Here is a 13,367-nt window from a genome sequence, read left to right on the forward strand (position 1 = left end):
CGCTCATTCATCGAATGAGCGAAACCGCAAAAGTTCAAGCGCAAACCCAAAATCAATGGGGCAGAGACGGCGCATACGAACTTCACGCGCTTGCGCCGCGATCAGCATCGCCTTCAGCGCAGCAATATCGTCGGGAAGATCGGCGGCGTCCAACATGATCGAAGTCTATCAAAATCAGCGTCGCTTCGCCGTTGGAATTTGCCGCCCGAGTCATCGTGCCGCATCTATTCGATAGCGTCCGGCGATCTCGCCTCTACGGAACGGACGCGACGCCAGTCGAGCCCCGCAAACAGCGCCTCGAATTGTGCGTGGCCCAGCTTCATTAGGCCATCCTTGATGCCCGGCCAGATGAAGGTGTGTTCTTCGAGCCGCTTGTAGGCCATTACTAGACCGCTGCCATCCCAGTAGATCAGCTTCAATCGGTCGGCCTTGCGGGACCGGAATACGAAGACCGTCCCTGTAAAAGGGTCCTTGTGCAGCTCGTTCTTGACCAGCGCCGCCAGTCCATCGTGGCCTTTGCGGAAATCGACGGGCTTTGTCGCCACAATGATCCGAACGCGGTTCGATGGAAAGATCATGCCGGGACCGCGCAGGCACGCGCGACAGCGGCTATGCGGGCGGCAGATGCGCCTTCTTCCAGCCGAATGGTGACGGACCCGACGATGATCTCGGGACGGCTGGCTTTCTTGATGGGCGGTTCCACAACGGGTGGATCGACGATTACCGCTGCGAACTCTACCGCATCCTCGGGCGCAGGCAGAACCAGTTTACCCTGCCGCGCCATCGTTCGCCAGGTGGACAGGTGGTTCGGCTTCAGGCCATGCCGTTCTGCGACTTCATTTACCTGCGCTCCGGGCCGAAGACTCTCGGAAACGATCTGGGCCTTGACGTCGTCCGGCCAATGCCGATGCGGCTCACGTCCAGACTTCCTGGTCGTGAGAACCTCCAATGTACTCTCCATGGAGAAACTCCAGTTGCTCTTCCATGGAAAACCGATCACAGATCAGGGCGGCTAGATCAATGTGGGATTGGAACACCGGTTACCTTTAAGCGCACTCAGTTTGTATAAATTTTGTACTTTTCTCCTTCTTTTGCTAGTCCGTTTAAGTTTAGGTCGTTCTTCGCCATTTCGAATGATCGTTGGAATGGCTGTCCGTGCGCTAGGGCTCGATAAAATGCCCGGGTAAAAAGGATCGCGGCGGTGTCACTAATCGATTTGTCGCATCCGATTACTGCTTCTACATGTGGCGCGACGAGTTTAGATACGGAGTCCGAAAAGCAGGCGTTGAGTACCACGCATTTGATCATCGGCATCAACTCGATGAGGCCGGCTAGGGCCTCACCGGAAACTTCGACGGCATTTCCACCTGCATCCTCAAATATCAGCATGCCTTTGTCGCCGTGTCCACTAAAGTGTAAAATATCTGGCTTTGTGTTTAGGACCTCGCGTTGGAGTTGGTCGGTGCGAATAGCCCACGCATTTTCCACATTTAACATAATTTTAGCGTCACGTACTTGAGCAAGTTGTTCTTTGAGGTCGCTCGCCTCTTTGTCGATCTTCAGACGCCCCTCGTCCAAAGGGGCCGCTGCAAGAAACAGGACCTTCATAGACAATTTCTTTCCTAATGTTGGTGTTGTTTGCTGGAACATGGCAGCGAGGTCAGACGGGATGCCAAATAAGTCAGCTATGGCGTTCGCGCGGTTCGAACCTTTGATTTTCACGTATAGGCTGCGACCCTCAGCACCTAGAAGGATACGCTCTGTGAGCTTGGGCGTCGCCTCAACGATCTCTAGTGCCTTCTCAAAGTAAGGACCGCACTCGTCCGAGAAACGGGCGAAATGTTCGGCGACCAGAGCAAGAACGTCGGGATTTTCCTCTACATCAAACCATCTGATCGTAAGGTCCTCGAGACCGTCATAATAGCTGTGAAGGAGGCCTTTTGCCAAACCAAGTCTAGCTTCAGGTATATCGTTGAACGTGCCTTCATGGATAATCTGGTGACGCAACTTCAGATCGTTTTCACGTTCTGCGGCGAGTTGCAGAAGTTTTGCCTGCACATTGGCTGGCTGGGAGCCTATCGTGTCGAAGGGTATACCAAGGTCGGCTAAGGTCAGGTGCCTGTTCTCCATAACCGACCAAACGCTATATTGTCGCACGATGGGATCGTCGTGTTGTCCCAACTGCTTAACGATGGTCCCATTTGAGTGACGGGGGTGGAGTAGATTCTGGATGTCTTTGTTTAGCCCAATGACCAGCAAGGCGAGCTTCAGTATTTCTTTGTCGGCCTTGTCGATGTCGATTGTAAGCCGCGAAAGGTCCAACTTGTGAGCGTCGGTAGTCTGCATCGCAGCGAGTAGACGTACAGATGGATCCAAGACCGACAGTCCAGGTACGGCCTCAAGATTACCATGGTACAGATGGGAAAGAGCAGCGACTGCAGCAGCGACGATCTCCGGATCCTCTTCGTGCTGCTTCATCACCGCGGCGACGTACGTGCTACTGCCCTGCCTTGTTCCCAGCCTCGCAAGTGCATTCAGGCACCATCGCACGACCTTGCGGTCACCATCGCTTAGAACAATGCCGTTAATGGTCTTCTCGAACGAGCTCCTGCCTTCAGAGTTCAGTTTGTCACCTTGACGATACCTGCGCGAAAGGTCCTGAAGCGCGACTTTCCGCCGCCTTGCGTCACCGTTTTCGATTTCAAACTTAAGGAAGGCAGTCTGGCCCGGAGAAATGATCGCCACTAAGGAACGTAGACCTCTTCGATAGCTTCTAATGTCGCCCTCGTCCACGGCTCGAAGTCATCGATGTCGTTCGGTGGGACTCTCAAATCTAGCCAGCGAGGATCATTGAGCGACAGTCGGCGCGTTGTTGGCTCGAACCAAGACGGGCAAGTCCAATCCATGACAATTAAAAGAATCTCCTGCCCGTCATCTTGCTGCGCTCGCATTGCAAAACGTGGCTCAGGGTCTGAAAGCTTCTCGCCGTGAACGGCGACGGCGGATATGTCGAGGTCGGACAAAATAGCTCCAAGCGCGTTATCCTTGGCTCCATAATCCCCATCCGAAAAGAGCGTGCAGTCAAAGAAACTTACGACGCCCGGAAACCCGATTGTGCGCTTATTTGCGAAGGTTTCCGCGTCACTGCGGTAACGTCCCGTCCTGTACGAAAGTACTTTAGTGCCTCGCCGAACTACGGAGAAGGTCCATACGATGAGCGATTTGTCAGTGTGCTTGCGCGATTGCAGGTAGTGGATGGCGTCACATGACTCAGCAGTCTTGACAAAATCGTACCAGTCGGACAGCAACCTCTGGCCGCATCCAGCAACATAGTCCGCATCGACAGCCAGAAAAGGCGCGATATGCAGGTCGCGCGCCCGCCGCCGCGCCTCAAATTTTTCCTTATACTTGGTTGGGATGGTAGGATCGCTTACGAGCTCATTGAGGAAGAAGTAACCGGGTTCTGTGCGGAAGAATGCAGAATGTTGACTCCTTAGCACGTCCTCGCTCAGTCGGGCCCTGAGGGTCTTTACCTGTGTCTTTCCATAGAGGTGCTTTGGAACAATCGAGGCCACGTATGCCGCTTCGAGAATACCGGCAGCGGTCATGGGGCGCCGGGACGCTCTAAGAACCCGCTGAGCTATCTCAAGGTAGGAGTCCATTAAACCTCGACGTGTTAAATATGCTTGAGGAAGTTACACGTCCGTTGTGTGTAGAGCAAGATTACTACTGCCTATTGGACCACTCAATTTCCGAAGAAGTGCGACGATTTTAAGGAAATCAAGACGGTTATGTCAACGAACGTCATAGGCGTGCGCAATTGTCGCGACCAGTTTGGCCCAAACAAGCCATGCCTCATGAAGAAAGCTGCTGCAATGGCAAATCCATATAGGGAAGCACAAGACTTCGCTCAAGCCTTCGGGCAGACTGAGTATACGCTCAAAAGGTGTGGTTACTTGCGCAAGAATAAGGACATAGCTGAAGCCGATTGGGACGAGTTCGCCAAGACACTCGGACCAGATTTTTTCCAGCATATCGTAACCAGTGGGATCGCCATTACACTTGTAGGCAATCCACCAAGACGCTTGCTCGCGAACATGGAATGGTCTCCTGAGAAAACCCAGCCTCTCACGAATGTGACGCAGCTCATTGTCAATGGCGTCTGTCGTGTACGAAACAGCTATCTACACGGCGAGAAATTTGTTGGAGGACCAGAGGGGCAGTTCGAGCGCGACGCAACACTCGTGATCGAGGCGCATGCGGTGCTCCGTGAAGCTGTACGGGTCTTCATCAATGTATATAAAGAACCCAAGGGTTGAACGTCACTTAATTAAAGCGAATGTGATTCAATTTATTCTACGACTTCTACAACATTGCGGACGATACCTAAGACTAATCCAAGCTCCGCTGATATGACACATGTCTGTATGAAACAATTGCGTCCAGAATGATCGGCGGCTTTGACCCGGCCAAAAGCAACATTTTTCCAGCCTTCATTTCAAGTATCTGATCGGCAGTCATGAGCTTCTGGCGTTGTTCGGTGATTGATGTTGTCGGCCTATCGCCAAGCCTGCTCGCCGCCTGTCTGGTCGTGGTAAGGATTGTCTGCTCACCAAGCGCGTTTTCGGCCCATTTGGCTGTTTCATATTCTGCACGGCCCAGCCCGAATATCCGGGCGGTGACGCAAGAGCCGAGAATGCTGGCCGTGTCACCCTTGCCATAGACACTTTCAATCTGGCCTTTGTCTTGGGTGATGAACAGAGCTTCAATCCCACAGCCCGCCGCGACATTGGCAATGTTGAGAAGCTTTTCCATCCGCCCAAGTCGAACGAATTCATCCAGAACCAGAAGAACATTCTTTTCAGGCTTTCGTCCACCATCAAAACGCACCGACATTGCTAGAATGATATTGGTGATCAGGCGCATGAAGACGGATTGCGCTTCAACCTGATCGAGTGGGATGACGATGAACAGATCGCCTTTGTCGTTGAAGAGATCGGCAAAGGCATTCGTAGAGCCGGTGAGAAAGGTCCGCATTTCATCCGAACGCGCCCAGTCAAAGGCTTTCTTCATGGTGGTCCTGATCGCGCCGCGCTCATTTTCACCGGCTGAGAGGTAAGTCGCTGCGGCACCTGATACCCGCCGACCATAGGTTTCGGGGTCATTTGCCCATATCGAAAGCGACTTCTCAAAATCCGCCGAGAAGATCAGGTCCATAACTTCAATGATGCCACGCCCGGACTGCGGCTTCTGCGTCATGACATACTCGATGACAGCGGCAACAATCGTTTTCGCCATATCGGCAAAATGCGCGCCGTTTCCGCTTTCCGGTCGTACCAGTCCCTCCGCGATCACATCAATATCGCGGACAAGGTGTTCTGTGCGGATGAAAGAAAGCGGATTAAAGCGCGACTTTGAGGGCTCATGAACGCCAAAGGGATTGAGGACATAGACATTGCGGCCAAGGGAATGCCGGTAGCGCTGCGTTGCGGTAAAATTCTCGCCCTTGATATCAAGCACGGCTACCGGCCCATCGTGGTCGATAATCGCCGGGATCACGACAGAGACGCCTTTCCCGGCACGTGTCCCGGCAATGGCAACGTGATGCCCCTCTCTCCATCCCTGTTTGCGGTTGGGGCGATAGCGCAAGATCGCTCCATCGACCATTCCCAAGGGCAGGCCTTTCGCGTTGTGCCGAAGCTGAAGGATTTCGCGCCGGTTCATCCAGCGGGCGCGCCATGGTCCGTTTTTTGCAATGCGTGGTCGTCCTTGCGGTGCAAACCGAGCTAAAGCCCAGATTGCCAATCCGGCAATGGGTAGAAGGCCGAGAACCAGACTGACGATGAGCGTTTGTATCTGCGCATCCGGCAGGCGGTCAAAGGTTGAAAGAGCCGCCTTGGCGCTGCCGATAATGCCATGGCCCGCATTCTTCCAGATACAGAATATATCGGCGACATGCATTGCAACATTGACCGGTTCGATCAGTGCGGTAGCAGACGCACCGAGGAGGGCAGCCATCATAGCTAAGCCCGACGTAGTGCGAATGCGGCCTTGCGTGTCCGCCATAAGGATTTTTATCGCCAGAGCCAGAATGAGCAGGAACCCTGCAATCCTTGTGGTTCTGGATTGCAGGAAGCCGAACTCAATGCCGGTCTGTATGATAAGCAAGCCGCCGATCAGGATAGCAAGGGTCAAAAGCATGCGATAAATGGGAATGATTAGATTCAAGAAAATCGTCCTTTGAGCAACGGCATTACGACCGGTCACGGCCAAGGGCCGGACTTCGCTTGATCAGCGTGTCAGTGGCTTCGTTTCGTTGGCCTGCGCTATGTCCTGCAGAGCTGAAAGCATCTCGATCAGCTCGCTCGTTATCGTTTCGCTGGAATGCGTCCCTGAGCCGGGATAGCCGCTCAGAAACGATGCCTGTGATGCGGCCAGCAATTTCACTGAGCCTTCCAAGGCCTGTAACCGCTGTTCGATCTGTTCTGTCGAGCGTTTCTCCAGCCGATTGAATTGTTCGCGTGAGTGCTCCAATGCCCTCACCAATTCTTCGACGTATGTCAGCAATTCGATTTCCAGCGGCGAAAGCCGCTCTGGAAGGCCGTTGTCCATTTCCCTCGTGCTGGTCATGGCCTATTCCTTCTCGACGATCTGCAAGCAAGGCATCTGGCCCTTGCCGCTCTGGCAGCTGATCAGATGCAGTCGCCGGGCGTCCCATGTGAGGATTCTGCCTTTGTTGGTCTGATTGATCTGAAACCCCATTTGCCAAAGGCTCGCGCTCTGGGCTCGGTCGATCATCAAACCCGCCCAATACCAACTCGCGGCGAAACTCGTCGCTATGATCAGAAGGGTGAATGCGCTCATGGTTAGAAAGAAGGGCTGGACCATCTGGCGCAGGCGAGCGATGTTCCGCTCGGTCACTGCCAAGGCTTCGTTCAATTGCTGTTGGTTCTCGGTCATGAACGCGCGCATATCGCGCTCGATGATATTGTGTGCGTCCTTCAATGCTTCGCTGCAATCGTTCTCGAAGCTCTTCGATGCGGGCGGCATCGAGACGGCTTCCTGAGCGGCTGGGCTGGATAGCTGTTCTTTCAAGCGCTCGCTCAAGGGTATTCTCTCGGGTCCAGTCTTCACGAAACAGCTCTCCTTTCAGCCGCCAGCGTTCATCACTTTCGGGGTCGTGTACGGTGAGATAGTTTTTGCCCGTTCGGGGAATCTCGAAACCAGCCGCTTGCAAAGCTGCTGTCATCGATTGCCGGTCGTGGATTTCGCCTGTCTCGATGCGCTCAAGAATCCAGTCATGGATGATCTCTCGTGCTTCTCCACGCCGGACGCTTTCAATCAGGCTGACAGTCTCGCGGGACCGCTCAGGCGCAAGCGGATCATTCCAGCCATGTTCCTTGTTCAGAACGTCACGCAGATTGTCGTAGTGCTTCTGATAACCGGGAGGAGCGATATTGAGGCTGCGTCCACTTTCCAGTTCCATGCGCGGCGTGACGAAATGCAACTCGACACGACCCTCATGTGTATGGCGCACCCACAGAATATCACGCTGATCGGGTTCGAGACCGGCAAAGGCCAGTTCTTCAAACCGATCCATCACATGCCGCTGCTGATCAGGTGTTGGTGCGTCTTCTGCCGTGAAGGCGATGACGCCAGCCCGGTAAGTCCATTGATGCGGACAGGCATCAATAAGATTGCGCATTCGGTCTGCATCGCCTTGCACAATCTCCGGCAGCGGCTCACGGGAAAACAGCATCACATTGCCGCGTTCATCACGAACGGCATTGCGGTTCTGGTCATAGGACACGACTTCGCGGGCGATGAGATAATCGACCGGACCCGCGCCACCACCCTGACCATTGCGGAAGAACTTGATCAGCATTGCCCGTGCTCCCGCACACGAAATGCATCAAGCGTTTCTGCCAAACCGCGATCAAGGGAAATAAGCCGGGCTGAAACAGCCATAGCGTCGATGGCTGAAACGTTGCCCTGACGTTGGGCCGTATTCAGCCAGCGGGCAATCTGGTTGAGATTGCTGCCGATCCGAGCAATGGCCCGGATCAGTTCCGGGTCCACTTTCGGAACTGGGCGGCGGCGGCGCGTCTCAGCCAGACCAAGCGCTTCTCGCAACAAGGTGGCGAATGGCAATCCAGCCATTGCGGCACGTTCGATGAGCGCTTGCTTTTCCGCCGCCGTGCAGCGGAAAACAACAACGGCATCAAGTTCGCTCTTCAGCGATCTGCCTCGTTTCTTGGTGGGGTTTGAAGGGGAGGCTTGCATCCCCTCACAAGGCTCCCTGTCTGACGGCTTGCCGTATGACAGGGGTCGCCTTGCTCTCTGCAATTCGTCGCCTGTCATGACACCCTCCGGCCATGATCCGCAACCGGATTACCCTGCGCCAAGTGAGCACTTCGCCGCCGGAAGAAATCGAGTGATCCAGCTTCGTGCTCGCCGCCAGAAGCCGGGGGCCAATATCCCGGCAAAGCATATCCAGATCGCCCGGATTTCACCGACCTCGTGCCGAGTTCTTCAAGTGTCGCGAACCCATGTTGTTGCAACCAGTCACGCCAATGACCGAGCTGGACGGCCTGATGATCAGAAACAAAAACCAGTGCAATCGGCGGATAGCCGCAAGCCTGTGACGCTTCACGCTCACGCGCGTTAGGTTTATTTATTTTTTCTTTTTCTGGATTCGGTGGACATATTTGTCCCCCTTCAACGGACGAATCTGACCGCATTGCCGGACGATTTTGACCGCCTTTGGCCGGATAAAGGGTGACAATCTTGTCCGTCTTTTCGCGAGCTTGAGATGCGCGTAGAATCGTTTCTGCTGAGGGACGATATTCCGTATTATGCCCGACGCCATTTCCGCGCACGACCTCGAACCATCCCGAAAGCTCAAGGTCTTTTATTGCGCGCTGAACTGTCTTCACGCTTTTGCCGGTCGCATCGGCAATCGTTTTATAGGACGGCCACGCCTTCTCGGTGTGGCCGTTCAAATGCGTGGTGACGATATAGAGCGCCACGCACTTTGCATTGTCGCTCAAATCCCTGTCGCAGCTCAACTGCTGAAGCCATTGTAGCTTCACCTCTCGAAATGAGTATGCAGCACTCATCAGGATGGCTCGTACGCAATAACAAGAGCGGTAGAGATAAGGGCTAAGAATTTACCCGCAGCATCTTTAAATTGAAAAGAATACCGTTTTGGGTTTGACAAACTCCAGCTAAGTATTTGATTTCCAGAAGTCGGTTTGACGCGAAAGAATGCACTAAGGTATTGATTTATTTTATTGAAATTGGGATTGAAAATCCGCGTGTCGGTGGTTCGAATCCGCCTCCGGGCACCACTTCTTCTCCAAGAAAGAATGCTGCATTTTAAGCGACAATGTTTGCGTGTTGCCGCTTTTCACAGCGGTTGATTGCATGATCTCTTGCGCGGATTGCCGACAATTCGTTATGTGGGAGTGTCGTGCAGCCGATTGGGACGGCGTTTCATTCGGATGCACCTAAAGGAAGCCGTCAACGCCTGTCTGCTTCATTCCGACAGAAGCGCGTTGCGGGTCTCAGGAGGGGTTTGTCCATGCGTTGGCTGTTCGGTGCTGTTTTGATCCTGATGCCGTCTCTGGCCCATGCTGAAGCCGATCAGGACCGCATCTCCTATGTATGCGACCACGACAATGTCATCGATGTCTTCACCTCGACCGACGACCCCAACCATATCCGGTTGAGCGCTTTCAGCCGCGACCGTCTTCTTGAGAAGGTGCCCTCCAGCTCCGGCAGCAAATTTGCGGGCGAGGGCTATGAAATTGCATTCGAGACCTTGTCCAAAATCGCCATCACGTCGCAGGGCGTCACATATCAATGCGTTATGGATTCGGTGGAATAGGGCGGGGGCCGCCTCACCGTCGCTGCGTTTTGCAGAGACGACGCCGGCAATCCGTTTTGCAATGGAATAAGCAAAAAAGCGAAGTCAGACCTGTCGATCAGTCTGTCGTGAAATCTTCGCTAAATGCTTGAAAAGAAATGGCGCACCCGAAAGGATTCGAACCTCTGACCCCCAGATTCGTAGTCTGGTGCTCTATCCAGCTGAGCTACGGGTGCTTGCCTTGGCGCCGCTCGCTGCGGCGATGGGCGGTTGATAATCGGACCCATTGCTAAATGCAAGCGTCTTGTGAGAAAAAAATGCCGTTCTGTGAAGATTTCTTGTCAAAGCCCGGATTTCCGGGCTTTTTCACCGTTGTTTTCCCTGGGGTTTTTCCCCAGTCACACGGTTTCTTCGCGCCGCGCTTGTTCTCTTTCGCGCTGTGCAGGCAAATCAGGCAGACGAATCTCGAAATGCGCGCCGATCGGGCGGTCTTCGCGAAGCTCGATACTGCCGCCATGGGCGCGAATAAGCTCCTGCGCGATGGCAAGGCCCAGTCCGGTGCCGTCGCTGCGGGTCGAACCCTTGAACGCCGTGAAGAGATTGTCGCGCGCCTTTTGCGGCAGGCCGGGCCCCGTATCCTCAACGCCGATGATCGCCGTGGTGCCGATTCGTCCAGATGAGAGCGTCAGGCGCTTCACCGCGGCGGCACCGCCGGTAGCGTCGCGCTCCATGGCCTGCACGGAATTGCGGCAAAGATTGCTCAGCACGCGGAACAGCTGTTCCGAATCGACATTCAGTTCGAAGTCGTCAGGAATGCGATTGTCGAACTCGATGCCGCTTTCGCTTTCCAGATTGAGGCTTTCCTGCACATCCGTGACGATGGCGTGCAGGTTGACACGGCGCGGCGTCGGCGGCGCTTCCTGCGAGCGCCCATAGGCGATGACGCTTTCCGAATAGCTGATGGCGCGGCTGAGTGTGCGGATCAGCTTCGGCGCGAAGCGCTTCACCATCGGGTCCTTGGCGTCAGACAGATGGTCCGACATCAATTGCGCGGAAGCCAGAATATTGCGCATGTCGTGATTGATCTTCGATACGGCGAGGCCGAGATCGGCCAGATGCTTCTGTTCCTTCAGCGTGCGTTGCAGATCGCTCTGGATGTGGGCAATCTGTCGTTGGGCAATGCCGAACTCGTCCTTGCGGTTTTCCGGCACGAGAATGAGCGCTGGATTGTCGGGCGTCGTTGCGAAATCGATCATGTTGCGATGCATGATGCGCACCGGGCGCAGCAGCATTTCATGGATGATGAGATAGATCAGGCTGGCGGCGATCACCGAAATAATCAGCGAAATGACGGCCACGTTACGGGCATAGAGCAACATGGCGCGGCGCATGGGCGCATCGGAGGTGACGATTTCAATCACGCGCCCCGGCGACGTGGTGGGCGAAACGGAACCGTAGATGCGCAATGTCCGGTCGCCACCGTGAAAAAGCGTGCTGAAGGCGTCCCAGATGGACGCCGCTTCGCTGACATTGTCGAGGTCGATCACCTGATCGATCTTGCCAGGCACTTCCGACATGGCGAGAAGGCGTGACGCGCCAGCTTCGCGCAGTGCAATCGCCTTGGTGCCGGTAACGAGCAGCACCTTGTCCTGAATGGCGCGCGGCACGTCCATATTGGCGCTTGCCGCCAGCACTTCGCTGACTGCGCCCACCGTATCGAGGCGCGATGTCAGCCAGCGCAGGCGCATATTGGCGATGGACGGCACGAAAATCAGAACTTCCGCTACCAGAACGGCGAGAACGATAAGCAGAAGCAATTTGCTGGAAAGGCGGTTCTGCCAGCGCAGCCGCGTAAATTGCGCCGGCGAGGTGCGATCCTCGGCGCTTCCGTCCGGCGCAGCGGTTTCTATCGGAGCAACGCCCGGAACTATGGTCTTTTCAACAACCGCCATAACCTGATTCCAAATAGACGGCGACTGGGGCTGTTGGCCGGTGCAGCGCGTCCGATATGTCTATGAGTCTCGATACTGCAATAAATATAGCTTCCTATATATGGTGGCGGGGGAGATTTCCAACAGGCTTTATTGTATCGATTTAAATGTGGTCGTCACTTGTTGGGTGCAAGGATTACCGAAATTTAATTCGACCTTCTTGGGAGGCGATGCAAAAAAGCAATATGGGGATGTGTTAGCTATTTCTCCATCGAATCCCTGTCATGGGCAGGCGGTAACCATCTTGCCGATAGGTTGTCGCGAATGGTCGGGCATTCGACGTGTCGTGCAAAAAAGTATATTTTTGAAAAGACAGGCCCGTCGGGCAGCGACGGGACGGGGCCTGCCGGAGAGCTGAATGAAATCGTGGAAGCAGATTGCACTCTGCCTGCTTATTGTTCTGGCCGCTGCGGGCGGCTGGTACGCCTATAAACAGAAGAACGCTGCGCCGGAAAACGCCGCCGCAGGCGCTGACACGCCCCGCACTCAGCAATCCGCTGCCCGATCCGGCGCGAGGGCGCCGCTGGTCGTCGTCGAACCGGCCAGCGAGGAAACGATCAACAATCGCCTGACCGTCATTGGTTCTGCACGTGCGCTTAGCACTGTTTCGATCACGCCTTATTCCAGCGGTTATATGAACAAACTTTTCGTCAAGGCGGGCGACCGCGTCAAGGTTGGCGACCCGATTGCAGAACTCGATTCGGATACCGAGACAATTGCCGTCGCCAAGGCTGAAACGGCCCTGAAAGATGCTGAGACGACCCGGCAGCGTATTGAGCGGCTGCGCGCCACCAACACCGCAACCGGTGTTCAGGCGGTCGAAGCCGAACTGGCCGTCGCCAATGCGCAACTTGCACTGAAGGACGCGCAACTTGCCTTGAACCGCCGCACGGTGCGCTCGCCGATTTCGGGTGTGGTGGGCATTCTGCCCGTCAATGCTGGCAACTATGTCACCGCGCAGACCTCCATTGCGCGCATTGACGACCGCTCGAAGATGCTGGTCGATATCTGGGTGCCTGAGCGTTTTGCGCCGCAGATCAAGGTTGGCCAGCCGCTGACGGCGGAAACGACGGCCTTTCCGGGGGAAACCCACAAGGGCGAAATCAACGCCGTGGACAATATGATCGATGAGGCGAGCCGCACGATGCATGTGCGGGCCGAGGTCGATAATTCCGAAGATCGCCTGCGCGCCGGCATGTCGTTCTACGTCACCGTGCTTTTCCCCGGCAGCCGGTTTCCGTCTGTCGATCCGCTGGCGATCCAGTGGGGCGCGGACGGCTCTTATATCTGGCGCATCGAGCAGGGTTTGGCAAAAAAGGTCGCCGTGCGTGTCGTGCAGCGCAATGCGACGAGCATTCTTCTGGACGGTCCGGTCAAGCAGGGCGACATGATCGTCACGCAAGGGGTGCAGACCGTGCGCGATGAAGCGCCCGTGCGCGTGATGGAGGAGCAGGGCACCGCCCGCGCCGAGCCTGCGCCTACCAAGCGCGTTGCCGGTTGAGGGCGCG

13 protein-coding genes and 1 tRNA gene are annotated in these 13,367 nt (G+C 55.2%); 3 read left to right on the forward strand and 11 right to left on the reverse strand.

Annotated features, from left to right (window positions below):
- Positions 1 to 3 precede the first annotated feature (3 nt).
- The 5 genes from HWD97_RS11385 to HWD97_RS11405 all read right to left on the reverse strand — a co-directional run bounded on the left by HWD97_RS11385 (position 4) and on the right by HWD97_RS11405 (position 3,662).
- Positions 4 to 156 (reverse strand): hypothetical protein, encoded by a 153-nt coding sequence (locus HWD97_RS11385; protein ID WP_371835060.1) that lies wholly within the window; start codon positions 154 to 156, stop codon positions 4 to 6.
- Positions 157 to 224: 68 nt separating this feature from the next.
- Positions 225 to 578: an IS66 family insertion sequence element accessory protein TnpB gene (tnpB, locus tag HWD97_RS11390; RefSeq protein ID WP_371835021.1), complete on the reverse strand. Its 354-nt coding sequence runs from the start codon at positions 576 to 578 to the stop codon at positions 225 to 227.
- On the reverse strand, positions 575 to 961 hold the full coding sequence (locus HWD97_RS11395) for a transposase (protein WP_151558787.1): 387 nt from the start codon (positions 959 to 961) through the stop codon (positions 575 to 577). The genes tnpB and HWD97_RS11395 overlap by 4 nt, the downstream gene beginning before the upstream one ends.
- Before the next feature lie 95 nt (positions 962 to 1,056).
- Positions 1,057 to 2,745, reverse strand: a complete 1,689-nt coding sequence (locus HWD97_RS11400) for a CHAT domain-containing protein (RefSeq protein ID WP_371835022.1) — start codon at positions 2,743 to 2,745, stop codon at positions 1,057 to 1,059.
- Positions 2,745 to 3,662, reverse strand: coding sequence for an HTH domain-containing protein (locus HWD97_RS11405; protein ID WP_371835023.1), 918 nt, complete (start codon positions 3,660 to 3,662; stop codon positions 2,745 to 2,747). The genes HWD97_RS11400 and HWD97_RS11405 overlap by 1 nt, the downstream gene beginning before the upstream one ends.
- A 129-nt stretch (positions 3,663 to 3,791) precedes the next feature.
- Between HWD97_RS11405 and HWD97_RS11410 the strand changes: the two genes are divergently transcribed.
- Positions 3,792 to 4,319, forward strand: coding sequence for a hypothetical protein (locus HWD97_RS11410; protein WP_371835024.1), 528 nt, complete (start codon positions 3,792 to 3,794; stop codon positions 4,317 to 4,319).
- 73 nt (positions 4,320 to 4,392) lie between these two features.
- On the opposite strand, the gene HWD97_RS11415 is transcribed toward HWD97_RS11410, so the two are convergent.
- The 4 genes from HWD97_RS11415 to HWD97_RS11430 all read right to left on the reverse strand — a co-directional run bounded on the left by HWD97_RS11415 (position 4,393) and on the right by HWD97_RS11430 (position 9,119).
- Entirely contained in the window at positions 4,393 to 6,228 is a 1,836-nt protein-coding gene (locus HWD97_RS11415) for a type IV secretory system conjugative DNA transfer family protein (protein ID WP_371835025.1), read from the reverse strand.
- 25 nt (positions 6,229 to 6,253) lie between these two features.
- The gene (locus tag HWD97_RS11420) at positions 6,254 to 7,810 is read right to left on the reverse strand and encodes a relaxase/mobilization nuclease domain-containing protein (RefSeq protein WP_371835026.1); all 1,557 of its coding nucleotides are present in this window, start codon (positions 7,808 to 7,810) and stop codon (positions 6,254 to 6,256) included.
- Positions 7,811 to 7,878: 68 nt separating this feature from the next.
- Positions 7,879 to 8,283, reverse strand: a complete 405-nt coding sequence (gene mobC / locus HWD97_RS11425; protein ID WP_371835027.1) for a plasmid mobilization relaxosome protein MobC — start codon at positions 8,281 to 8,283, stop codon at positions 7,879 to 7,881.
- Between the two features lie 74 nt (positions 8,284 to 8,357).
- Positions 8,358 to 9,119 carry a helix-turn-helix domain-containing protein gene (locus HWD97_RS11430; RefSeq protein ID WP_371835028.1) on the reverse strand — a complete coding sequence of 254 codons (762 nt, stop codon included), beginning with the start codon at positions 9,117 to 9,119 and terminating at the stop codon, positions 8,358 to 8,360.
- A 464-nt stretch (positions 9,120 to 9,583) separates the two neighbouring features.
- Between HWD97_RS11430 and HWD97_RS11435 the strand changes: the two genes are divergently transcribed.
- Positions 9,584 to 9,889, forward strand: coding sequence for a hypothetical protein (locus HWD97_RS11435; RefSeq protein ID WP_109368260.1), 306 nt, complete (start codon positions 9,584 to 9,586; stop codon positions 9,887 to 9,889).
- A gap of 138 nt (positions 9,890 to 10,027) precedes the next feature.
- Here the strand turns inward: HWD97_RS11435 and HWD97_RS11440 are convergent.
- A tRNA-Arg gene (locus HWD97_RS11440) sits at positions 10,028 to 10,104 on the reverse strand.
- A 162-nt stretch (positions 10,105 to 10,266) separates the two neighbouring features.
- A complete protein-coding gene (locus HWD97_RS11445; protein WP_109368312.1) occupies positions 10,267 to 11,820 on the reverse strand; it encodes a HAMP domain-containing sensor histidine kinase in 1,554 nt (517 codons plus the stop codon).
- A 397-nt stretch (positions 11,821 to 12,217) separates the two neighbouring features.
- On the opposite strand from HWD97_RS11445, the gene HWD97_RS11450 reads away from it, so the two are divergent.
- Positions 12,218 to 13,360 (forward strand): efflux RND transporter periplasmic adaptor subunit, encoded by a 1,143-nt coding sequence (locus tag HWD97_RS11450; RefSeq protein ID WP_121537212.1) that lies wholly within the window; start codon positions 12,218 to 12,220, stop codon positions 13,358 to 13,360.
- The last annotated feature ends 7 nt before the right edge of the window (positions 13,361 to 13,367 follow it).

Origin of the sequence: Ochrobactrum sp. C6C9 (genome assembly GCF_022627935.1) — a bacterium.
Taxonomy (GTDB): Bacteria; Pseudomonadota; Alphaproteobacteria; order Rhizobiales; family Rhizobiaceae; genus Brucella; species Brucella teleogrylli.